This is a genomic window from Mycobacterium dioxanotrophicus (assembly GCF_002157835.1).
GTDB classification, from domain to species: Bacteria; Actinomycetota; Actinomycetes; order Mycobacteriales; family Mycobacteriaceae; genus Mycobacterium; species Mycobacterium dioxanotrophicus.
Genome location: NZ_CP020809.1, coordinates 306471 through 328080 on the forward strand (window position 1 = coordinate 306471; position 21610 = coordinate 328080).

At 67.2% G+C, this 21610-nt stretch carries 21 protein-coding genes; 12 read left to right on the plus strand and 9 right to left on the minus strand.

Features of this window, described 5'->3' with window-relative positions:
- Positions 1 to 8: 8 nt before the first annotated feature.
- Positions 9 to 1016: an LLM class flavin-dependent oxidoreductase gene (locus BTO20_RS01375; RefSeq protein ID WP_087072732.1), complete on the plus strand. Its 1008-nt coding sequence runs from the start codon at positions 9 to 11 to the stop codon at positions 1014 to 1016.
- 9 nt (positions 1017 to 1025) lie between these two features.
- On the opposite strand, the gene BTO20_RS01380 is transcribed toward BTO20_RS01375, so the two are convergent.
- From BTO20_RS01380 to BTO20_RS01395, 4 genes are all read right to left on the minus strand, one after another.
- Positions 1026 to 1643: a TetR/AcrR family transcriptional regulator gene (locus BTO20_RS01380; protein WP_087072734.1), complete on the minus strand. Its 618-nt coding sequence runs from the start codon at positions 1641 to 1643 to the stop codon at positions 1026 to 1028.
- 117 nt (positions 1644 to 1760) lie between these two features.
- On the minus strand, positions 1761 to 2492 hold the full coding sequence (locus BTO20_RS01385; protein ID WP_087072736.1) for a cutinase family protein: 732 nt from the start codon (positions 2490 to 2492) through the stop codon (positions 1761 to 1763).
- 128 nt (positions 2493 to 2620) lie between these two features.
- Positions 2621 to 5155: a DEAD/DEAH box helicase gene (locus BTO20_RS01390; protein ID WP_087072738.1), complete on the minus strand. Its 2535-nt coding sequence runs from the start codon at positions 5153 to 5155 to the stop codon at positions 2621 to 2623.
- A gap of 76 nt (positions 5156 to 5231) precedes the next feature.
- On the minus strand, positions 5232 to 5921 hold the full coding sequence (locus BTO20_RS01395) for a potassium channel family protein (RefSeq protein WP_198344441.1): 690 nt from the start codon (positions 5919 to 5921) through the stop codon (positions 5232 to 5234).
- 80 nt (positions 5922 to 6001) lie between these two features.
- On the opposite strand from BTO20_RS01395, the gene BTO20_RS01400 reads away from it, so the two are divergent.
- Complete coding sequence (locus BTO20_RS01400; protein ID WP_087072740.1) at positions 6002 to 7498, plus strand: potassium/proton antiporter; 1497 nt, start codon at positions 6002 to 6004, stop codon at positions 7496 to 7498.
- Positions 7499 to 7500: 2 nt separating this feature from the next.
- Here BTO20_RS01400 and BTO20_RS01405 read toward each other — a convergent pair whose 3' ends face one another.
- The 4 genes from BTO20_RS01405 to BTO20_RS01420 all read right to left on the minus strand — a co-directional run bounded on the left by BTO20_RS01405 (position 7501) and on the right by BTO20_RS01420 (position 13070).
- On the minus strand, positions 7501 to 8118 hold the full coding sequence (locus BTO20_RS01405) for a cutinase family protein (protein ID WP_087072742.1): 618 nt from the start codon (positions 8116 to 8118) through the stop codon (positions 7501 to 7503).
- 170 nt (positions 8119 to 8288) lie between these two features.
- Positions 8289 to 9053 (minus strand): DUF1684 domain-containing protein, encoded by a 765-nt coding sequence (locus BTO20_RS01410; protein ID WP_087072744.1) that lies wholly within the window; start codon positions 9051 to 9053, stop codon positions 8289 to 8291.
- Positions 9050 to 10120, minus strand: coding sequence for an LLM class flavin-dependent oxidoreductase (locus BTO20_RS01415; protein ID WP_087072746.1), 1071 nt, complete (start codon positions 10118 to 10120; stop codon positions 9050 to 9052). The genes BTO20_RS01410 and BTO20_RS01415 overlap by 4 nt, the downstream gene beginning before the upstream one ends.
- Before the next feature lie 148 nt (positions 10121 to 10268).
- A complete protein-coding gene (locus tag BTO20_RS01420) occupies positions 10269 to 13070 on the minus strand; it encodes an FAD-binding and (Fe-S)-binding domain-containing protein (protein WP_408632145.1) in 2802 nt (933 codons plus the stop codon).
- Between the two features lie 107 nt (positions 13071 to 13177).
- Here BTO20_RS01420 and BTO20_RS01425 point away from each other — a divergent pair, with 107 nt between their 5' ends.
- The 10 genes from BTO20_RS01425 to BTO20_RS01465 all read left to right on the plus strand — a co-directional run bounded on the left by BTO20_RS01425 (position 13178) and on the right by BTO20_RS01465 (position 20893).
- A complete protein-coding gene (locus BTO20_RS01425; RefSeq protein ID WP_087072751.1) occupies positions 13178 to 13771 on the plus strand; it encodes a TetR family transcriptional regulator in 594 nt (197 codons plus the stop codon).
- 85 nt (positions 13772 to 13856) lie between these two features.
- Positions 13857 to 14579, plus strand: a complete 723-nt coding sequence (locus BTO20_RS01430; protein ID WP_408632146.1) for a hypothetical protein — start codon at positions 13857 to 13859, stop codon at positions 14577 to 14579.
- 160 nt (positions 14580 to 14739) lie between these two features.
- Entirely contained in the window at positions 14740 to 16272 is a 1533-nt protein-coding gene (locus BTO20_RS01435) for a nitric oxide reductase activation protein NorD (RefSeq protein WP_087072753.1), read from the plus strand.
- Positions 16273 to 16293: 21 nt separating this feature from the next.
- Positions 16294 to 17091, plus strand: coding sequence for a CbbQ/NirQ/NorQ/GpvN family protein (locus BTO20_RS01440; RefSeq protein WP_087072755.1), 798 nt, complete (start codon positions 16294 to 16296; stop codon positions 17089 to 17091).
- Positions 17088 to 17216, plus strand: a complete 129-nt coding sequence (locus BTO20_RS41040) for a hypothetical protein (RefSeq protein WP_269770319.1) — start codon at positions 17088 to 17090, stop codon at positions 17214 to 17216. The genes BTO20_RS01440 and BTO20_RS41040 overlap by 4 nt, the downstream gene beginning before the upstream one ends.
- An 86-nt stretch (positions 17217 to 17302) precedes the next feature.
- On the plus strand, positions 17303 to 17908 hold the full coding sequence (locus tag BTO20_RS01445; protein WP_408632223.1) for a hypothetical protein: 606 nt from the start codon (positions 17303 to 17305) through the stop codon (positions 17906 to 17908).
- A 21-nt stretch (positions 17909 to 17929) separates the two neighbouring features.
- On the plus strand, positions 17930 to 18343 hold the full coding sequence (locus BTO20_RS01450; RefSeq protein ID WP_087072760.1) for a hypothetical protein: 414 nt from the start codon (positions 17930 to 17932) through the stop codon (positions 18341 to 18343).
- Between the two features lie 76 nt (positions 18344 to 18419).
- Positions 18420 to 19052 carry a cutinase family protein gene (locus BTO20_RS01455; RefSeq protein ID WP_087081439.1) on the plus strand — a complete coding sequence of 211 codons (633 nt, stop codon included), beginning with the start codon at positions 18420 to 18422 and terminating at the stop codon, positions 19050 to 19052.
- An 81-nt stretch (positions 19053 to 19133) separates the two neighbouring features.
- Entirely contained in the window at positions 19134 to 19691 is a 558-nt protein-coding gene (locus BTO20_RS01460) for a hypothetical protein (RefSeq protein WP_408632147.1), read from the plus strand.
- 44 nt (positions 19692 to 19735) lie between these two features.
- Complete coding sequence (locus BTO20_RS01465) at positions 19736 to 20893, plus strand: acyl-CoA dehydrogenase family protein (RefSeq protein ID WP_087072764.1); 1158 nt, start codon at positions 19736 to 19738, stop codon at positions 20891 to 20893.
- A gap of 6 nt (positions 20894 to 20899) precedes the next feature.
- Here the strand turns inward: BTO20_RS01465 and BTO20_RS01470 are convergent, their stop codons facing one another.
- Complete coding sequence (locus tag BTO20_RS01470; RefSeq protein WP_232491008.1) at positions 20900 to 21520, minus strand: TetR/AcrR family transcriptional regulator; 621 nt, start codon at positions 21518 to 21520, stop codon at positions 20900 to 20902.
- Between the last annotated feature and the right edge of the window lie 90 nt (positions 21521 to 21610).

Genomic DNA, 21610 nt, shown 5'->3' on the forward strand with positions numbered 1-21610 from the left:
GGTAAGCCATGCAGATCGGTCTCGTCGTGATGGACGAAAACCCAGCCGACGCACTGAAAGTCGTGAAAGCCGCAGATCGCGCCGGCGTGCATTCACTGTGGACGATCGACTACTACAACCGCAGCAGCCTCGCCCGCGCGTCGGCGTTCGCGGCCGCGACCGAGAACGCGATCGTCGGAACCAGCGTCACCCCGTTGTTCGCCCGGTCGCCGTTGGCGCTGGCCTCGGCGGCCGCCGATATCCAGGCGATCGCCGACGGCCGGTTCGTGCTCGGCGTGGGCAGCAGCACCCGCCGGATGAACCAGGACTGGTACGGCGCCGCCCTGCAGCATCCTGCCCCGCAGGTCCGGGACCGCATCGAGCTGGTGCGCAGCCTGATCGCGCACCGCAGCGGGCCGTTCCGGTATGCCGGCCGGTTCGATGCCGTCACCATGGCGCACTACGACCGGCCCGAACTGCCCGACAGCGTGCCGATCCTGGCGGCCGCGGTCGGCGAACACATGATCCGCGCCGTCGGACGAAGCGCAGATGGCTTCGTCGGGCACACCATCGCCTCGGCCGACAATCTGCGTGACGGGGCACTGCCCCTGTTGGCGGCGGCCGCTGCGGAGGCCGGGCGCAGTTCGGCAGACTTGCGAATCACCACCCAGATCGTCGCGGCGGCGAGCTCCGACCGGGCGTCGGCCCGCCGTGACGCCGCGGCCCAGGTCGGCTTCTACTCCACGCCGAAGGGCTACGACGCGCTCTTCCCTGGCGGGCAGCACCAGGCCGAACGTGTCGCCAGCCGGGAATCCCTGGCCCGCAACGACATCGACGGCATCGTCGCGGCCGGCCAGGCGATGGTCGACGACCGCGCGGTGTACGGGAGCCCCGAGGACATCGTCGACCAGTTGCGCCGTTATGCCGATGTCGTCGACTGGGCGCTGCTCTATCCGCCCCACTTCGGTGTCGAGTCGCAACGGATCCACGCCAACGAGCATCTACTCATCGAGATCGCCGCCGCGGCACGGGTTTAGGTCGCCACCTCAGTCGAAGATGCGCAACGCGCGGTCCACGATCGCCGCGCGCAACTCGGCCCGATCATCCTCGTGGGTTCCCGGCCGTATCCAGACCGAGGACTGGTTGAGGATCCCGTGCAAACATTGCAACGCGACATTGACATTGGGACAGGTGAATTCGCCGCTCGCGATGCCCTGCGCGGCGACCTTGCGGAACACCGCGTCGTGCCTGCGGCGCATGTCCTTCATCGGTTCCTCGAAAACCTTTGGCCAGCTGCGTGGCCACGAGAACACCGTTGCCACCTCGGGAGCGGTTTCGGTGAGGATGAGGATCTGCTCATCGATGAGCGCTGCGAGGTGGTCCCGCGCAGGCACGTCACCGAGAGCCTCTTCGCGTGCGGCCAGGCGCTGGAGAACTTCCTGCGTGAGCGACTCCAGGGCCGCGGCGACGAGCTCATCCTTCGACGAGAAATAGTGGTACAGCGTCGCTTTGGCGATGTCGGTCTGCTCCGCAACCCCTTCCAGGCTCATCCCCTGATAACCGGACTCCGTCAGGATCCGGGTGGCGGTCCTGACGATCTCGGCCTTACGGCGGTCGCGACGCCGGGCCACGCGGCTGGACCCCGTCACTGGCTCAGCGCCCATACGGCCATCGCTCCCTCGGCACTCCGCGTGGTTGGTCGACGCCATCCTAGCGAAAGTGCCCCGCCTGTTCGGTAAACCGACCGAGCGGCCGAACAGCCGACCCGAATCCCGAGAGGGTTATCCGCCTTGGGGGTGCGTGGCCTGAACACCGGCCGTGGAAGCGCCGACCCCGAGGTGGGCGGCAGCGTAGGCGGCCGCCTGGTCGGTCATCCCGTTGTCGGCGTACTGGTTGTGTGCGCCGTTGTCGCCGCCGGTCGGCGAGCACACCGGATCCTCGGGGATGCACAGGTCGAGGGTCTTGGGTGCGTACTGGGCACCGACCTTGATCGGCGGTGCGCCGGTGTAGATCATCTGCAGGAACCCGCTCGACGGCTTGCCGAAGAGCGCGACCGTGGCGACGTGGTCGACGACCGATGCCGGCATCGGCCCGGTGAGGCCCGGCGGCAGCGCGAATCCCGCCGGGACGGCATCCGCGGTGATGTACGCCGCGACGGCGGCGCCTTGCGAGTAGCCGCCGAGCACCATCTTGGTGTTCGGGCACACGTTGGCGGTATCGCGGACCTTGTTGCTGGCGTCGACGACACCGTCGGCCGCAGTCGCGAAGTCAAGAGACGCCGGATAGTTGACGGCATAGACATCGACGGACTTGCCCGGGATCTTCGCTCGCAGGGAATCGACGAACGCCTCACCGACGCGCCCGACACCCGGAGGTTCGAACGTGCCCCTGGCGAACACCACCTGCACGTCAGGACACGACTCGGCGGATGCCTGGGCCGCTACGGCGAGCGACCCCGCCGCCACGAACGGTGCAACGGCAGCGACAACCAACCAACGATGAATTCGGTTCATGCGACAACCCCCAACCCTCGACACGCAAACTCGCGGAAGCGCCGTTGGCCCCACAATTCACGCCAAGCAGATACCCAGCATTCTCCCACCCGAATCGGATCGGCGATGTGACCTGGAACACGGACCGCTCAGTCCATTCGGCCGGCGTCCACCAGGCGCAGGACCGCCGTGCCCGCTTCGTCGGATTCTTCGAGATCCACCTCGACGTCGAATCCCCAGTCCCGGTCGCCCGCCGGGTCATCGAGGATCTGCCGTACCCGCCACACACCGGGCTGCCGGTCGAAGATCAGCATCGCGGGGCCGCGCGCATCGGGACCGGTGCCGAGGTCTGAATGTTCGGCGAAGTACTCCAGGCCGACCTCTTCCCAGCGCGACGCGGGCCAGCCCGCGTCGCCGTCGAGCTCGCCGAGCTCGTCCCAGCGTCGCCTGGCGAACAACTCGACCCGACGGAACAGCGCGTTGCGGACCATCGCGGTGAAGGCACGTTCGTTACCGGTCAGCGGGCGCGGCCGGGTCGGTGTCGCGACGGGCATGTCATGAGGCTGGTCGGGGTCGGTGAGCTGCTCCCACTCGTCGAGCAGGCTCGAATCGACCTGTCGGACAAGCTCGCCGAGCCACTCGACGATGTCGACGACCTCGTCGGTACGGGCGGCGGCGGGGACACCGGAACGCAGGGCTTTGAACGCGTCGGACAGATAGCGCAGCACCGCGCCCTCCGAACGCGTCAGCCCATAGCCGCTGACGAACTCCCGGAAGGTCATCGCGCGTTCCCACATCTCGCGCACGATCGACTTGGGGGACAGCCGGCCGTCCGCGGCCCACGGGTTGGTACGCAAATAGACGTCGAAGGCGTGGTTGAGCAGTTCTTCGAGCGGCTTGGGATAGCTGATGTCGTCGAGCAGTTCGATGCGTTCGTCGTACTCGATGCCGTCGGCCTTCATCTGCGCGACGGCCTCGCCCCTGGCCTTGTTCAACTGTGCGGCCAGGATCTGGCGCGGATCCTCCAGCGTCGCTTCCATCACCGAAACCACATCCAGCGCATAGGTTTCCGACGCGGGATCGAGCAGGTCGATCGCGGCGAGCGCGAAGGTCGACAACGGCTGGTTCAGCGCGAAGTCGGGCGGCAGGTCGACCGTGAGCCGGTACCGGCGACCGTCGGGGTCGGGCTCGCCGAGCCGTTCGAGCACCCCGGCCTGCAACAGCGAGCGGGCGATGCCGACGGCCTCGCGGATCAGCCGAAGCTGCCGTTTGCGCGGCTCATGGTTGTCGGTGAGCAACCGGCGCATCGCCACAAACGGATCACCGGGACGGTCGACGACGTCGAGGATCATCGCCGTCGACACCCGCATGTTGCTCGTCAGCGCTTCCGGCGCAGCGGCGACCAACCGGTTCATGGTGGCCTCGCTCCACGGCACCATGCCCTCGGGGACCTTCCGGCGCACCAGTTTTCGGCGCTTCTTCGGATCGTTGGCTACCTTCGCGAACTGCTTGAGATTTTCCACCTCATGATCGGGCGCCTGTACCACGACGGTGCCCACGGTGTCGTAGCCGGCGCGCCCCGCCCGGCCCGCGATCTGGTGGAACTCCCGGGCGCTGAGCAGCCGGGTGCGCGTGCCGTCGTACTTCGACAACGCCGAGAACACCACGGTGCGGATCGGCACGTTGATGCCGACGCCGAGAGTGTCGGTGCCGCAGATGACCTTCAGCAGGCCGGCCTGTGCGAGCTGCTCCACCAGCCGCCGGTACTTCGGCAGCATCCCGGCGTGGTGCACCCCGATGCCGTGCCGGACCAGCCGCGAGAGCGTGGCCCCGAATGCCGACGTGAAACGAAACCCGCCGATGGCCTCGGCGATGGCGGCCTTCTCCTCCTTGGTGCTCACGTTGACACTCATCAGTGCCTGCGCGCGTTCGAGCGCCGAGGCCTGGGTGAAATGCACGACGTAGACCGGGGCCTGCTTGGTGTCGAGCAGATCCTGGATCGTCTCGTGCATCGGTGTCGTCGCGTACGAGTAGAACAGCGGCACCGGTCGTTCGGCACCCGCCACCAGAGCTGTCGGACGCCCGGTGCGGCGGGTGAGGTCCTCGCGCAGGAACGTGACATCGCCGAGCGTGGCCGACATCAACAAGAACTGGGCGCGTGGCAGTTCCAGCAGTGGCACCTGCCATGCCCAGCCGCGGTCAGGGTCGCCGTAGAAGTGGAACTCGTCCATCACCACCAGGCCGATGTCGGCCTGCGCGCCTTCCCGCAGCGCGATGTTGGCGAGCACCTCCGCCGTGCACGCGATGATCGGCGCCTCCGAGTTGACCGCCGCATCGCCGGTGAGCATGCCGACGTTCACCGCGCCGAACACGTCGCAGAGGGCGAAGAACTTTTCACTGACGAGGGCCTTGATCGGCGCCGTGTAGTAGCTCCTGGCACCGGCAGCCAGTGTCGCGTAGAGCGCACCGGTGGCGACCAGCGACTTGCCGGACCCGGTCGGGGTGGCCAGCACCACGTTGGCCCCGCTCACCAACTCGATCAGCGCCTCTTCCTGCGCCGGGTACAGCGTGGTGCCATTGGCCTCGGCCCAGGCGGCGAAGTCGGTGAACAGCGCGTCGGGATCAGCGCTTCTGGCGCGCAGCGCGGACAGGTCGCCGGGGTCGTCGAGGAGCGCAATGGTCATGGCGTCGGTGCAGTGGGTGTGGGCATCGTGGTGACAAGCGTGCCTGACCACGGGTCGGCACCGTGCGGCAGGTCCGTCAGGCGTCGTCGAGCATGTCGTGGAGGAACTGGCCGCCGTGAACGGCCGCCAGCAGTGATCCCTCGGCGGCACGGTTGGCGATGAACAGCATTTCGTCACCGGCCTCGAGCACGTCGTCGGGCTGCGGCAGGATGACCTGCGAACTGCGGACCAGGCTCACCAAGGCGGTGTTCGACGGAAGGTCCAACTGGTCGACGCGCCGGCCGACGAGCGGGTTGGCTTCGGGCAGGGTCAGTTTGGTCAGCTCGGCCCGGCCGCCTCGCAGGCCCATGAGCCGCACCAGGTGGCCGATGTCGATGGCTCCCTCGATGCCCGCGACCAGTGCACCCGGCGTCGAGACGGCAACGTCGATGCCCCAACTGGGGCCGAACAGCCATTGGTTGCTGACGTCGTTGATGCGGGCGACCACCCGGGGAACACCGAATTCAGTTTTGGCGAGCAACCCGATGACGAGATTGGCCTTGTCGTCGCCCGTCGCGGCGATCAGGACGTCGCAGGTCTGGACTCCGGCTTCCTCGAGCGTGGTGATCTCGCACGCATCGGCCAGCAACCAGTCCGCGTCCGCGGCCGTCTCCGGCTCGAACTTGCGTCGCTCCCGTTCGATGAGCAAGACCTTGTGGCCGTAACCGAGCAACTCTCGCGCAACCGATCGCCCGACGTTGCCCGCGCCGGCGATCGCGATTCGCATCTTCCGTTCCGCCACCCGGCTATTTTTGCGCATATACCGGCCCTCACCGCAGGGTTCGGTACTGATTTACTTTCACGTTGATGAGCTTGCAACAGTTGTACCTGGCCTTGTTGATCGGAGGCCTTGTGCTGCTCGCAAGCATCATCGGCACGCGCGTCGCGACGCGCGTGGGGTTTCCCAGTCTGCTGTTGTTCCTGTTGGTCGGCGTCGTTCTCGGCGAGGACGGCATCGGGCTGCACTTCGACAACGTCGAACTCGCCAGGAATGTCTGCACAGCCGCGCTCGCGGTGATTCTCGTCGAGGGCGGTTTGACCACGCGCTACGCCGACATCCGCAAGGTGCTGGCGCCCGCGGCGTCGCTGGCGACGGTGGGGGTGCTGATCAGCACGGTGGTCACGGCCGTGGGCGCCCATGTGCTGCTGCGCATGGATTGGCAGCTGTCTCTGCTGCTCGGGGCGATCGTGGCCTCTACCGATGCGGCTGCGGTGTTCTCGGTTCTGCGTGTGCTGCCACTACCGCGGCGCCTCGCGGGTCTGCTCGAGGCGGAATCCGGGTTCAACGATGCACCCGCGGTCATCCTGGTGCTGATGTTCAGCGTGGTGCCCTTCGTCCTCGAACCGGAGGGTGCACTCGCCGAAATAGCCTACGAGCTGGTGGTGGGTGTCGCGCTCGGCCTGGCGGTCGGACTTCTCGGCGCGATCGCGTTGCGGCGCATCGCCCTACCGGCTTCCGGGCTGTACCCGATCGCGACATTCGGGTTGGGGCTCGTCGCGTTCGCGGCGGGCGGTAGCGCACATGCGAGCGGGTTCATCGCGGCCTATCTGGCCGCGGTCGTGCTCGCGAATTCGGGGTTGCCTCACCGGTCGGCGACCCGGTCGTTCGCCGAAGGGGTCGGCTGGCTGGCGCAGATCGGCCTGTTCGTATTGCTCGGGCTGCTCGTCAACCCGCATGAACTGGCCGACGATGTGATCCCGGCGATCATCATCGGCCTGGTGCTGCTGTTGGTCGCCCGCCCGCTGTCGGTGATGGGTGCGCTGATCGGGTTTCGCATCCCGCTGCGGGAGCAGCTGTTCCTGTCATGGGCCGGGCTGCGCGGCGCTGTCCCGATCGTGCTGGCCACCTTCCCGATCGTGGTGGGCGTGCCCGACAGCCACCGCCTGCTCAACATCGTGTTCGTGCTGGTGGTGATCTTCACCCTGGTCCAAGCCCCGAGCCTGCACTTCGTCGCTAATCGGCTGGGCCTGGTGACCGCCGAGTCCACGCGGGAGATCCAGGTCGAAGCGGCGCCGCTGGATGTCCTCGACGCGGAACTGCTCACCATGACGGTCCAGCCGTCGTCGCGTCTGCACAACGTCACGATCCTCGAACTGCGCCTGCCGTACCCCGCGGTGATCACGCTGATCGTGCGGGACGGACACACCTTCGTCCCGTTGCCCGACACCCGCATCGAGGTTGGCGACGAGCTCCTCATCGTCACGACCAGCAAAGTCCGGCCCTCCACCGAAGCGCGGCTGCGGGCGGTCAGCCGCCGCGGCAAGCTGGCCTACTGGTTCGACGAATATGGGCTTCTGGACTGAGATCAGGTGCGCACGTTGATATGCCGTGCCGCCCACTGCGCGCCGAGCTGGATCAGCCCGGATTGTTGGTAGCGGACGTGCGCGTCGAAGTCCCGGCCGAGCGAACAGATGGGGTCGTTGGTGTTGCACAGGTCGGCGGTTCGTGCGCCGAAGTCCGGGCTCATGCGCGTCAGGGGCTGGCCGAGCCGCGCCGACGGGTTGCCGAAGACGACGATCGACGCGATCCGCGGGATGACGGCCGCCGGTAACGGCGCGTTATATCCGAGGCCGGCGACCGGAGAGGTGGCGACGACGTCGACGACGGCCGCGCCCTGCGAGTAGCCGCCGAGCACGATCTTCGTCTTCGGGCACTGAGACGCCGTGGCCTGGGCATGCTTGCTCATGTCGGTGGCCCCGGCCGCGGCCTTGAGAAAATCCCACGATGCGGGGTACTGGACGGCGTAGGTACTGACCGTCGAGCCCTTGATCATCGGACGCAACGTGTCCACGAAGGACTGGCCGACCGCGCCGATCCCCGAGGGCTCGTCAGTGCCGCGCGCGAAGATCACCTCGACGTCGGAGCATTTGGGCGCCGCAGAGGCGACCGCGGGCATGACCGTGCACGCCGAGGTGGCCAGCATCGCGGCGGCGACGGCTACGTGGGTGCCGGGACGGGGCCTGATCTGCTCCTCACGTCCGCGACATCGAGGCGTCGTGCCGACAGGCATGATTCTCCTCGACGTGTACCGGATCGGCCCTTTGCAGATCCTTTCCCAACAACCACTTTTACCACTCTGTCAACAGGCCGAGGTCAGCGCGGCTTCTTCTCACCGGCCTCGATCGCGACGGCGAGCCTGTTCTCGGCGGGTGCCACGGGGCAGGTCGCGTAGTCGGTGAATGAGCACGGCAGGTTGGCGGCGCGATTGAAGTCGAGGGTCACCGTCCCGTCGTCATCCGGCGCGGCGAGCGCCAGGGACCTGGCGGCGGGATAGGTCGTCACGCCGCTGGTGGCGTCGGTGAACAGCACCTGCAGGCCGCCGTTGCGGCCCGTGAACGCCACGAGTCGATGGGCGGTGCCTGCCAACTCGAAGTCGAGGACACCGACCGCCGCGTGGTGGTGTTCGAGGCCTTCCACGACGGCGCCTGTCGTGACCGTGACCTGTTCCGGATACGGCGTGAACGTGCCGGTGACACGCCAGCTCTCGTTCGGTGGATAGGTGGGGATGCCGTGGTAGCTCAGCAGATGGGGCGACTTCGGGTCGTGCACCCGAAGCGCAACCGATCCGGTCCGCCTGATCACCTCGATGCGCCTGTCGCCGTCGGCGACGAGGAGTCCGGGCGCGCCCTCGGCCGGTTCGAGCCGCTCGGTACCGTCGACCCCCTCGACGTACACCGCGGCCTCGTCCGCCCGCCAACGGCCCGGAAGGTCGGCGACGGCCTCGAATTCGTCGGTGAGCCAATACAAGCCGGTAAGGCTCACCCAACCGAGTGGGTCGCCGTAGTAGCGTTCGCGCTCGCGGTGCCATTCGTTCCAGTCGGCTTCGAATGTTCTCGCGGACGTGTCGGTGCTGGTCATGACGTCACCTCTTTCTGAAGGGATTGCGCGGCAAGGGGTCTGCTCGGGATGAGGGCCCGCAGCACCGGGGCCACCTCGCTCTGGAACAACTCGAAGCTGCGCCGTTTCTGCACGGCTGACCCGCCGTCGGCGTCCGCGCTGAGGTGTATCACCTCGTGACCGAGCTGTTCGTGGTAGCGGCCGACCTTGTCGACCACCTGCTGAGGACTGCCGACCAGAGCCGAGCTGCGGGCGACGAAATCCTCGATGGTCTCGAAGACCACGGGCAGCCCGGTACGACGGGCAAGCGCCAGTCTTTTTTCGAAGACCGGCCGGAATTCGGCGATCGCCTGCTGCGTCGTCGGCGAGACCTGGAATCCGGCCGTGCCCGCGCCGACGAGCGCATCCTCAGGCCGGTGCCCGTAGCACTCCCAGCGCTGCCGGTAGTACCGCACCAATTCGGCGTACGGCTCGATTGGATGTGTCACGTTGGCGGAGAAGAGCGGATCGCCGTGGCGGGCGGCGAGATCCACCGAATCGCGACTTGTCGCGCTGCCGTGCCAGATTCGAATGCGCTCCTGCAGAGGACGGGGCAGCGCCTTTGCGTGCGACAGCGGCGGGCGAAACCGGCCCGACCACGTCACGTCTTCGCTGCCCCACAACAGGCGGAACAGTTCGTAGCCTTCGCGATTGCGGTCCCATTGGTCGGCGGCGGTCACGTGGAACAGCTCAGCTTGAGCTGCGCCGTTGCCCTTGCCGATGATCAGTTCGAGCCTGCCGTCGGACAGGTTGTCCAGCGTCGAGTAATCCTCGAACGCGCGTACCGGGTCGAGCAGGCTCAGCGTCGTCACCGCGGTGAACAGCCCGATGCGCGACGTGCGGGCGGCAATGTTGCTCAGCACCACCGGTGGTGAGGACGAGATGAACGGGTCCTCGTGGCGTTCCCCGACGGCGAACCCGTCGAACCCCAGTTCCTCGGCGAGCACCGCGGCATCGACGACTTCACGCAGCCGCACGGCAGGGCTTTTCTTCTCGCCCGTGACCGGATCGGGCTGATGCGCGATGAGCGTGAGCAACAGGAATTTCATCGGCACCCGGCCGTGGGACGACGGGCCATACCTCGCCTCCTTCATCGGTTCGCCGGCAACAGGATGGTTGCGGCGACGCGCGATGCCAAGGTTTACAGTCGCGCTGAGTCCGTTGCGACGACCTATACAAACCGATGTGTTCGCGATTTCATTCCAGCCGCGCGGCCAGCAGTTCGGCGAGGTGCAGTCCGCGGGTGTGGGCCAGATCGTTCAATTGAGTCCGACACGAATATCCGTCGGCCAGCACCACCGTGCCGGGTGCCGCCTCGCGCACGGCCGGCAGCAACTGCTGTTCGGCAATCGCGACGGATACTTCGTAGTGGCCGTGCTCCACCCCGAAATTGCCCGCCAGGCCACAACATCCGCCCAACTCCCGGACGGCCGCGCCGGCTCGGCCCAGCAGCGCGGCGTCGGCATCCCACGTCATCACCGCATGATGGTGACAATGCGGCTGGGCCACGACCGTCGTGCCATCGAGTTGCGGTGGCCGCCAGGATCTTTCGGTGAGCAGCTCGGCGAGCGTGCGGGTTGCGGTCGCGACGGGCGTGGCTTTCTCGCCGACCAGTTCGGCGGCGTCCGAACGCAGTACGGCCGTGCAGGACGGTTCGAGGCCGACGATCGGCACACCGGCGCGGGCGGTCTCGGTCAGCTCGTCGACCGTGCGGCCCAGGACGCGTCTGGCGGCGTCGAGCTGCCCGGTACTGATCCACGTCAAAGCGCAGCACTGCTGACGCTGGGTCAGCCGCACCCGCAGGCCGGCGGCCTCCAGCACGGCCACGGCGGCCTGGCCGACCTCCGGGGTGAAGTAATTGGTGAACGTGTCGACGAACAGCAGCACCGGGTCACCGCTCACCGGTGGGGTGTGCGTGCGGTCGAACCAGTCCCGGAACGTCTGACGGGCAAACGGCGGAATCGCGCGACGGGGGTCGATGCCTGCGCTGCGCAGTGCCAGCCGGTCCACGCCGGGCAGCCGCGCCGCCGAGTTGACCAGTCCCGGAGCCCTGCTGGCCAGCCGGGCCCAGCGCGGCAGCCAGCCGAGCGAGTAGTGCGCGGGTGGACGCAGTCGGCGCCGGTAACTCTGGTGCAGCACTTCGGATTTGAACATCGGCATGTCCACCCCGGTCGGGCAGTCCGAGGTGCACCCCTTGCAGGACAAGCACAGATCGAGGGCCTCGTGCACCTCCCGCGCCCGCCAGCCGCCAGTCACCGCGGTGCCGTTGATCATCTCCTGCAGCGCTCGGGCGCGGCCGCGGGTCGAATCCTTCTCGTCGCGCGTCGCGAGGTACGACGGGCACATCACGCCGCCGGACGTCCGGTTGTCGGCACGGCACTTGCCCACCCCGGTGCAGCGGTGCACGGCCTGGCTGAAGTCCCCGCCGTCATGCCGATAGGCGAAGGCGAGATCGCGCCGCAACGCAGGTGCCGCGGGGACCCGCAGATCCGCGTCGAGCGGACGGGGGTCGACGATCACCCCGGGGTTCAACACGTTGTCCGGGTCGAAGACGTGTTTGACCGCCGCGAAGGCCGCGAGTGCGGCGGGCGAGTACATCATGGCCAGCAGTTCGCTGCGGGCCCGGCCGTCGCCGTGTTCCCCCGACAGTGAACCGTGGTAGCCGACGACGAGACGCGTTGCCGCCATGAGGAATTCGCGGAAACCGGCGACACCGCCGGGACGGTCGAGCGGCCAGTCGATCCGGATGTGCAGGCAACCGTCGCCGAAATGCCCGTACGGCAGCCCGGTGACACCGAAATCGGTCATCAGAGAATCGAATTCGCGCAGATAAGAGCCGAGCTCGTGCGGCGGCACCGCGGCGTCCTCCCAGCCCGCATGGGCGGGTCTGCCGGCTGGACTCCGCGATGACAACCCGGCCCCGTCGGCACGGATCCGCCACAGCGCCGCCTTCTGGGCGGCATCGGTGACGACGCGGGCCGCCACGGCACCGCACCCGACGGAGACGCGGTCGGCACGGCTGAGCACCTCGTCGAGATCGTCACCGGCGATCTCGACGAATAGCCATGCGTTGCCGCGAGGCAGCGGCGGGACGGCGCCCGGTCCGCGCCGCTCGGTCACCACGTTCACGATCCGGGAGTCGATGCCTTCGCACGCCGTGGGGGAGAAGGCCAGCACGCCGGGCGCCGCGTCACCGGCCGTGGCGATGTCGTCGTACCCGAGCACCACCAGTACCGCGTGGACCGGATCGACCACCAGCCCTACCGTGGCCTCGGTGAGCACCGCAAGGGTACCCTCCGAGCCGGTCATCATTCGAGCGACATCGAAACCACGCTCGGGAGCGAGGTGTTCGAGTGCGTAGCCCGAAACCTGACGCCCGAACGTCCCGAGCTCGGTGCGGATGGTGCCCAGATGCGCGGCGGTGACCTCACGCAGCGCCGCCATGGTCGGGTCCTCGCCGGTGACGGCGGTGTCCAGTCGCATGCCGGACCCCGTATAGCCACGGACCCGCAGCAGGTTGTCGGAGGTGCGCCCGTAACCCAGCGCGCGCGATCCGCAGGCATTGTTGCCGATCATGCCGCCGATGGTGGCGCGCGTGAACGACGACGGGTCCGGGCCGTACCGCAGGCCGAGGGCGGCGGCGCGGCTCTGCAGGTCCGCCTGAATGACCCCGGGTTGCACCACTGCGCTGCGGGACTCGGCATCGATGTCGAGCAGCTGGTTCATGTGCCGGCTGAAGTCGAGAACCACTCCGGTGCCGATGGCGTTCCCTGCGATCGACGTTCCGCCGCCTCGAGAGGTCAGCGGAACGCCCTCGCCGCGGCAGACGGTCAACACCGCCTCGACCTCGGCGTCATCGTGCGGTCGCACCACGACAAGGGGCAGCACCCGGTACAGCGACGCATCCGAGGTGTACAGCGCCCGGGTGGTGTTGTCGGCGGCGACATCGCGCACGCCGGCGCGGCCCAGGAGGGAGGCCAGGCTGGCTGCATCGATCACGGGTCGCACGCTACCGAAGTCGCCCGCTCTCTATCGGGTATCGGCACCTGCCTGCGGGGAATGTCGTTGGTGACCGCAGCGCCGGGCCGGGCGATAGTGTCGTCGCCGTGGCGGACGGGTTGTCGGCACGCGAAGCAAAACGGTTGCAAACGCGGGAACGGTTGATGGGTGCGGCGATCGCCGAGTTCAAACGCACCGGTATGACTGCTGCCGACGTGGGCGCCATCGTGGCCGCTGCCGGCGTCGCGCACGGCACTTTCTTCTTCCACTTCCCGACCAAGGAACACGTGCTGCTCGAACTCGAACAGCGAGAAGAAGAGCGTATTGCCAAGCAGTTCGCGCAGTTCCTGAAGAAGCCTCACGACCTCGCCGACGCGCTGCGCGAGGCGGTGCGGCTGGTGATGAGCCTGGAACGCCGGTTGGGCGATGTGCTGTTCAAAGACTTTCTGGCGCTGCATTTTTCCCAGACCAGGCCGGCGGCCGAGGATGGTCGGGATCATCCGGTCATCGTCGGGGTGGCAACGGAGATCGAACGTGCACAGCGCGACGGCGAGGTGGATGAGGCCGTCAACGCGCTGAACAGCGCAGTGTTCTTTCTGTTGGGCTTGTACGCGCTGCTGATCACCACCAACGAATGGTCGACCCGCGACGCGCTGCTCGACGACTACGTGCACCGGACTCTGCGCAGCCTGCTGCCGTGACACCCAGCTGACCGGTTCGCGGGCCTGCCCGTATCGCAATTCGTTGACTATAGTCAGTCAGCGAATCGCGGCACGAGGAGGAATCTTGTATCTGCCGATCTCCAACCTGCGCCGTGGTGCGGTCAAGCCTCCCGCCGGCGCGCTGTCGCTGGACGAGCACGACCAGCTGTCCCGGCTGGCGCAGCAGCGGGCGGACAAATGGCTCATCTGCGGGTCGCTGCTGATCGGCAGTGCAGCCCTGGGCGTCTTCGGATTACCCCTGTTCCTTCGCGGGGTCTGGTTGCAGCGCCAGGCGCAGCGCGACGGCCTCTCAGTCCGGCCGATGATCGTCACGCTGATCGGCTACCTCGTCATCATCGACGCCGCGATCAACGCAGTCGGGTGGTCGCTGGACCTGGTCGGCAATCACACGTTGCTGGCCCGAGTTCTGTTGAACGGCTGGGGATACATGTTCGACGCGGGGTACTTCTGGCACTTCAACGAGCTGTGGGTGGGCGGTGCCGCGGGCCCCGGTGAGAAGGGCTGGGAGGTAGGCCTGATCCTCACCGTGTTCACCATGCGGATTGCGGCGGCCATCGGCTTTCTGCAGATGAAGCGGTGGGGTCAGCAGTGGATGGTGGTGACCTGCTGGATGGGCGTGGTCATCTGGATCGGCTACGTGTTCAACATGACCATGTACGCCGATGTCCGCTACGCGGGCGTGATCTTCCCGGTTGTGGGGTGGTGGCTCTACGACATCTTCTACATCACGCCGTTCCTGGCCATCCCGTACCTGCACACCGTCAACCGCGAAATCTTCTCCGACTGACTCTAGACTTTTATTGACTCAAGTCAGTCAGTGAATTACAAAGAGTGGGTGTTGTGGGAGATCTGCCGCTACATCGCGGCGTGGGGCGGCACCGGTTTGATCATCTGGTTCTGGTACTGGATGTTCTCCAACATCGGCACGTTCTGAGCGGCCCGAGCAGATGAGTGAGCTCACCGACCGGCACGCCATCGCCCTGGAACGCAGTTGCGGGGTTACCGCGGTGGCATTGAGCGGTGGCCGGCGTGCGGGTGTGCGCCTGGTGACGGGTGAGCAGCGTGCCTTCGGAATGAACACTGGGCTCACGGTGATCCACGTACCCTACCCGGCGCCGGCGGCGGGCTGGACCCGCAGAACGTTGACCTGCGGCGTGGCGCTGCAATGCGCACCGTCGAAGGATCGGTTGCTCGACTACCGGCTCAACGAGCTCTCCACGCGCGAACTGCACGCACTCGCCCTGGTGGAAGGCAGTGTCGCAATGGGCTGGATCGCAGGTGCCTGGCCCGGCCTGATACCCGAAATCCGGTGCCTGCTACCGGGGCTCGTGATCGGCGATCCCGATACGCAGCCCGCCGAAATGCTCAACCGGGCCGTCGCACTGGCCCGCAGCCCGCACGGCCTCGTCGTCGACCCGCTGCTGGGTCGGTTACCCACGTCGCACACCGCGCCGGCCGGGCTCACCGACTCCCTGCGGCGCAGGTTCGGTCGCCTGCCCTGGACCACCACCCAGAAGCGGTTGCCCCGACCGTATTCGGTCCCGGTCGGAGGTGACGGCGGCGTCCGCAACCCGAACCTTCCCCCGCCGAGCCGTCCGCAGGACAACGACCTCGACATCACGCCGCACCATCGCCCCGGCATCCCGTACCCCGAGTGGAATGCGTGGACGCAGAGTTTCCTGCGCGATCATGTCGCCGTGGTCGAATATGGCAAAGCGCAAGGACCGCAACGTCATCCGGTGATATCAGCGGAGCTGCGCCGGTGGTTCCAGGAACCCACGCACCGCGCGATGATCAACCGTCGGGAAGACGGGTCCGATCTGGACGTGGATTCCTACGTGCGCCACCACATCGACATGAGAACCGGGGAGGCCACCGAGCCGCGGGTGTTCCGCGAACTGCTACCCAGCAGCCGTGATGTCGCCACCGCAGTGCTGCTCGACGGCAGCTCATCACTGGGCGTGCACGGTGGCCGGATCTTCCGGCTGGAACTGGCCTGTGCAGATGCCTTGTCCCGGGCCATGAGTCAGGCGCGGGAACGCCACGGGCTCTTCGTGTTCACCGGCAACACGCGCCACCGCGTGGAAGTCCGCTGCCTCAAAGACTTTCCCGAGCCGCGCAGCGTCGCGCCCAGTACCGCGGGTCTGGTCACCGGTGGCTACACGCGCCTGGGTGCGCCGCTGCGGCATCTGACCAGACGGCTGCTGGAGCAGCCCGCCGAACGCCGGCTGCTCATGGTGATCGGTGACGGCCTGATCTCCGACGAAGGCTATGAAGGGCGCTACGCATGGGCCGATGCCGCCCACGCAGTCGAGGAGGCCAACGAGGCCGGTGTGTCTGTGTACTACGTCGGCGTGGGGCCGACGCGCGTCGATCCGCTACCGGAAGTGTTCGGATCACGGCGCTCCCAACGCATCCGGCGTGTGGAGGACCTACCCCGGGTCCTGGCACACGTACACCGCGAACTCGTCTCGGCCTGATACCCGGGAGACAAGGAAGACATGACGCCCACCTACTACGCCAACGCCAACGAAGTGCAGCTCTTCGAGCAGGCGTACACCCGCGCTCTGCCGGTCATGCTGACGGGACCGACGGGATGCGGCAAGACCCGTTTCGTCGAGCACATGGCCGCCCTGCTGCGCCGCCCCGTGGTCACCATCAGCTGCCACGACGACCTCACCAGCTCAGATCTGTTGGGCCGCTTCATGGTTACCCGCGGCGACGTGGTGTGGACCGACGGCCCGCTGACCCGGGCCGTCAAAGACGGCGCCATCTGCTACCTCGATGAGGTGGTCGAAGCCCGCCACGACTCGCTGGCGGTCCTGCACTCGCTGACCGACCACCGGCGTGCGCTGTACCTCGACCGGGCAGGCGAAGTCGTGCGCGCTCCGGGGACGTTCATGCTGGTGTGTTCGTACAATCCGGCATACCGCAGCTCGCTCAAGGAGCTCAAACCGTCGTTCCGGCAACGCTTTGTCACCCTGTCGATGGGGTACCTGTCGGCCGCCCGGGAAGCCGCGGTGATCGTCGCCGAGACCGGCGTCGACGCGCGTGTCGCCGAGCGACTGGTGACGTGCGCGACTGCCATCAGGACTGCAGACGCGGCATTTCACTTCGAGCCCCCGTCGACACGGGTGCTGGTCACCGCAGCACAGCTCATCGCCGTGGGCGCAACCGAATTGGAAGCAGTCGAGGCCTGTGTGCTGGCGCCGCTGAGTTCCGACGGCGCCATCACTGACGGCTTGCGCGAGGTTGTGGCCGCCGGCCTGCCCGTACCCGGCGAAAGGACGTCCCGATGAACGAGCAAGAACGAAAGCGCAAGCGCGCGTTGATAGTCCTGCAGGCCGTCGTCTATGGCTACCTGCTGGCCATGTTCTGCATCCAGCTGTACATGTCGTTCGCACGCGGATGGTGGGAGTTGTGAGTCGGGCGGTGGCCCACTCCGGGTCCGTCAGCCTGGAGGATCACGACGAGCAGTCGCGAGCTGCCCAACGCCGTGCCGACAAATGGATGATCGTCGGTGCGCTGCTGATGGGCATGTGGATACCGGGCCTCATCGGATTCCCCATCTTCATGCGCGGAGTGTGGTTGCAGCGGGAGGCGCAGCGGGCCGGGCTGTCGGTGCGCCCCATGATCGTCACGCTCATCGGTTATCTGGTGCTGATCGACGGTGCGCTCAACAGCCTGGGCTGGGCGCTGGACCTGGTGGCCAACCACACGTTGATCAATCGGGTCCTGATGATCGGCTGGGGCAACATGTTCGATGCCGGCTACTTCTGGCATTACAACGAGCTGTGGGTCGGAGGGTCGGCCGCGCCGGGTGAAAAGGCCTGGGTGGCAGGGTTGATCCTGACCGTCTTCTCGATGCGGGTCGCGGCGGCCGTCGGCTTTCTGCAGATGAAGCGGTGGGGTCAGCAGTGGATGGTGGTGACCTGCTGGATGGGCGTGGTCATCTGGATCGGCTACGTGTTCAACATGACCATGTACGCCGATGTCCGCTACGCGGGCGTGGTGTTTCCCGTGGTCGGCTGGTGGCTCTACGACATCTTCTACATCACGCCGTTCCTCGCCATCCCGTACCTGCACACCGTCAACCGCGAAATCTTCTCCGACTGAACATTTTCCGAGGAGCACGCAATGTCAGAAACCCAGCAGGAGCCGGCCAAGGACCTGCCACCGGGCACCACGCCGTACTACGCGCGGATGCACAAGTGGATCAAGCGGGCCGTATTGGTATGTCTGGTCGCACTGGTCATCGAGGGTGCCTTCACGCTGCCGTTCATGGCGGTCTACTACGGCTACCCGACGCTGAGCCTCACCCAGATCTGCAGCGAGCTACTCAAAGTCCGTTACTCCGACGACACCTTGGAGTGCAGGCATCCCTACCCGATGTTCGGTCCTCCCGAAGGTGCCGCGGGTAAGGACACCGCGCGCGACGTGTGGGGTATCCAGCCGACGCCGAAGTACGACCGGCTCGGGTTCCGCGAACTGGTGCGGCGCTACGAGGAGCGTCAGGCCCGGCAAGCTGCTAAGCAGCAGCCCCACCCGTGAACGACCGCGATGGGTGGGTCCGGTGTGCTTTTATCGGCGCATGAGTCACCGGGGGCTGACGCAGCTGATTCTGCGGATGGCGCTGGCGGCCGCGCTGATCGCGACGCCCGTGGTGGTCTCGGCCCACCCGGCCGCCGCCGACCCGTGCGCCGACGTCGACGTGGTGTTCGCGCGAGGCACAGGTGAACCGCCCGGTATCGGACGGGTCGGGCAGGCGTTCGTCGACACCCTGGTGCCACAACTGGGCGGACGCTCGGTGAGTACCTACGGCGTGAACTATCCGGCCGGCATCAACTTCCTCACCACGGCCGACGGCGCCAACGACGCGGCCGCGCACATCGCATGGATGACAGAGCAATGTCCGGGCACGCAGCTGGTGCTGGGCGGCTTCTCCCAGGGCGCGGCGGTCGTGTCGATGCTGGCAGGCGTGCCGCCGATCGGCAGCAGAATCGGCACGTTCGGGTCGGCGCCGCCGCTGCCCCCGCCGAGCGCGGACGCGATCCGCGCGGTCGCGGTGTTCGGCAATCCCGGTCAGCGCTTCGGCACACCGCTGTCTAGCACCGGGTTGTTCGCAGGCCGGGCCATCGACCAGTGCAGCCCGGGCGACCCGATCTGTGTCCAGGGCGGACGGGACCGCGCGGCGCACAGCAACTACGAACTGCCGCCGTACAACGAGCGGGCGGCCAGTTTCGTCGCAGGCCGGCTCTGACGTTTCGGGGAGCTAACGATCGGGTGCTAACTCGGACTCGGCTCTCCCGCATCACGGTCGCGCGTGGTGTCGTGGATGGCGATGGTGCGTTCTTTGTTGTCAGTGCGTCGGTTGCCTCAGCTGGCAGCCGCCGGTGCGTTGTGTTCGGCGCTGCTGGCGGCGGCGCCCGTGCCCGCGTCCGCGGGGCCGGTCACCGACGCCCAAGGGTTCGTCGACTCCACCGCGCGGTGCGGCACCGTCGACGCGACGGTGCTCTACGGCAGTACCGACGCCTCCCGCGTCGCGATCTGCAAGACCGGCAACACTTTCGAGTACCGCGGTGTGCGGGTACGCGACGGCGCCAAACTCGTCGCGCCGGCCACCCCATCCGGTGACGGCTTCCGGGTCGAGTCCAGCGGTTTCACCTATCTGGTGACGGCAAAGTCGTTGGTGGTCAGTCAGGGAAGCACAACCATCCGCGAGGAAACCATGGTCGATTTCCACCGGCCGGGTGCCTCGGCACCGCAGGGGACGGCTCAGGGCACTCCGGCGCCGCAGAACGCGCCGACGGCGCAGAACGTTCCGCAACCGCTCGAGTCGGCGACACCGTCCACACCGCTACCGCCGCCGTTGCCCGCCGAGGTGGGCGCCAAACGGTAGCGGCACCCGCGTTCGGTACCGAACGCGCGGGCATAATCCAGCGCATGCCTGCCGGAACGCTGACCGCCGATGAACAGCAGATGGTCGAACTGGTGTCAGAGTTCGTCGATGAGCGCGTCAGGCCGCGGGTGCGCGACTACGAGCAAGACGACATCTACCCCGAGGAATTCATCGAGGAGATGAAGCGGCTCGGCTTCTTCGGGCTGCTCGCACCGGCCGAGTACGGCGGCGTCGACGTCAGCACCGCGTGCTTCGCCCGCGTCACCGAGGAACTCGCGCGTGGTTGGATGAGCCTGGCCGGCGCCATCGGCGGCCATTCGGTGATCAGCTATCTGATCAGGACCTTCGGCACCGACGCTCAGAAGCAGAAGTATCTGCCGGGGATGGCCGACGGGTCGATCCGGGCGACCATGGCGCTCACCGAACCCGGCGGTGGCAGCGACCTGCAGGCCATGCGGACCACGGCCACCGCCGACGGTGACGAGTGGAGCATCAACGGCTCCAAGACCTGGATCTCCAATGCCGCGCACTCGGGGCTGTTCGGTCTGCTGTGCATCACCGACCGCGACGCCACCCCGGCCCACCGCGGGATGAGCGTAATACTCACCGAACCCGGTGCCGGACTTGTGGTTTCGAAGAAGCTACCCAAGCTCGGGTACCGCGGTGTCGAGGCGTGCGAGTTGGCCTTCGATGGGCGCCGGGTGGGCAATGACGCGGTCCTGGGCGGCGTGCCCAACAAGGGCTGGGCGCACATGATGCGCGGCCTGGAGGTGGGCAGGATCCAGGTCGCCGCGCGCGCCCTCGGTGTCGGTCAGGCCGCGCTCGATGACGCCGTCCGGTATGCACAGGAACGGGAATCGTTCGGCAAGCCCATCTGGAAACACCAGTCGGTCGGAAACCTGTTGGCCGACATGGCGACCAAGCAGCGCGCGGCCCGGCTACTGACTCTCGACGCCGCCGAGAAACTCGACGCGGGCGAGCGTGCGGACATGGAGGCCGGGATGGCGAAACTGTTCGCCTCGGAGACTGCCATGCAGATCGCGCTCGACGCGATCCGGGTGCACGGCGGCTACGGCTACTCCAAGGAATACGACGTCGAGCGTTACTTCCGCGACGCCCCGCTGATGATCGTGGGGGAGGGCACCAATGAGATCCAGCGCAATGTGATCGCGGCCCAACTCATCGCCCGGAACCCGATCTGAGCCGGCTCAGTCGTCGGAGACCGCGTAGAGCTGTAGGTAGGCCGTGAGTGCGCGGGCGCCTTCGGCCAGCACGGCGCGATCGCCGTCCGGTCCGGCCCGGTGGGCGACTTCGAGCAGGCGGTTACCCATCTCCACGGCCACCGCAGTGATCAACGGGTCGGTGCCGGGACGCAGTAACCGCCACGCCAGTAGCGACGTATGAAGGGCGCTGGCGAACTCTGCGCGGCGCAGGCGCGGGTCTGCGAGCAGGCCGCGCGCCAGGCTGTTGTAGTGCAGCGTGACCAGTTGCGGGTGGGTGCGCATGTGTTCGTAGTGGAAGTCGAAGAGCGCGTGGACGACCTCGCCGAGGCTGCCCGGTGTCAGCGTGCCCAGGATGGCTGCGCCGTCGGCATCGCGTCGGTCGAGATACTCCAGGAGGATCTCGGAAAGGATGGCGTCCCGGTTCGGGAAGAACTGGTAGACCGTCGCGACGGGTACGTCAGCACGTTCGGCGATGGCGCGGGTGGTCACCGCGTCAGCCCCCTCTGCCTCCAGCAGATCCATGGCAGCGGCCATGATGCGTTCGACGCGCCGTTTGCTGCGCTCCTGCACTGGTTGTCGGCGACGTAACCCGTTTTGGGTGACCACCTACGCATGGTCCCACACGCCCAAACGTGAATGGGATTCATGTTAGGGTTGATCGGCGGTCGGCCGATCAACCGGTTTCGAGGGGTTACC

Coding starts and splice junctions, on each gene's coding strand:
- BTO20_RS01375 (WP_087072732.1), top strand. CDS start 9: ATGCAGATCGGTCTCGTCGTGATGGACGAAAACCCAGCCGACGCACTG.
- BTO20_RS01380 (WP_087072734.1), bottom strand. CDS start 1,643: ATGGGCGCTGAGCCAGTGACGGGGTCCAGCCGCGTGGCCCGGCGTCGC.
- BTO20_RS01385 (WP_087072736.1), bottom strand. CDS start 2,492: ATGAACCGAATTCATCGTTGGTTGGTTGTCGCTGCCGTTGCACCGTTC.
- BTO20_RS01390 (WP_087072738.1), bottom strand. CDS start 5,155: ATGACCATTGCGCTCCTCGACGACCCCGGCGACCTGTCCGCGCTGCGC.
- BTO20_RS01395 (WP_198344441.1), bottom strand. CDS start 5,921: ATGCGAATCGCGATCGCCGGCGCGGGCAACGTCGGGCGATCGGTTGCG.
- BTO20_RS01400 (WP_087072740.1), top strand. CDS start 6,002: ATGAGCTTGCAACAGTTGTACCTGGCCTTGTTGATCGGAGGCCTTGTG.
- BTO20_RS01405 (WP_087072742.1), bottom strand. CDS start 8,118: ATGCTGGCCACCTCGGCGTGCACGGTCATGCCCGCGGTCGCCTCTGCG.
- BTO20_RS01410 (WP_087072744.1), bottom strand. CDS start 9,053: ATGACCAGCACCGACACGTCCGCGAGAACATTCGAAGCCGACTGGAAC.
- BTO20_RS01415 (WP_087072746.1), bottom strand. CDS start 10,120: ATGAAATTCCTGTTGCTCACGCTCATCGCGCATCAGCCCGATCCGGTC.
- BTO20_RS01435 (WP_087072753.1), top strand. CDS start 14,740: ATGAGTGAGCTCACCGACCGGCACGCCATCGCCCTGGAACGCAGTTGC.
- BTO20_RS01440 (WP_087072755.1), top strand. CDS start 16,294: ATGACGCCCACCTACTACGCCAACGCCAACGAAGTGCAGCTCTTCGAG.
- BTO20_RS41040 (WP_269770319.1), top strand. CDS start 17,088: ATGAACGAGCAAGAACGAAAGCGCAAGCGCGCGTTGATAGTCCTGCAG.
- BTO20_RS01445 (WP_408632223.1), top strand. CDS start 17,303: ATGATCGTCGGTGCGCTGCTGATGGGCATGTGGATACCGGGCCTCATC.
- BTO20_RS01450 (WP_087072760.1), top strand. CDS start 17,930: ATGTCAGAAACCCAGCAGGAGCCGGCCAAGGACCTGCCACCGGGCACC.
- BTO20_RS01455 (WP_087081439.1), top strand. CDS start 18,420: ATGGCGCTGGCGGCCGCGCTGATCGCGACGCCCGTGGTGGTCTCGGCC.
- BTO20_RS01460 (WP_408632147.1), top strand. CDS start 19,134: ATGGTGCGTTCTTTGTTGTCAGTGCGTCGGTTGCCTCAGCTGGCAGCC.
- BTO20_RS01465 (WP_087072764.1), top strand. CDS start 19,736: ATGCCTGCCGGAACGCTGACCGCCGATGAACAGCAGATGGTCGAACTG.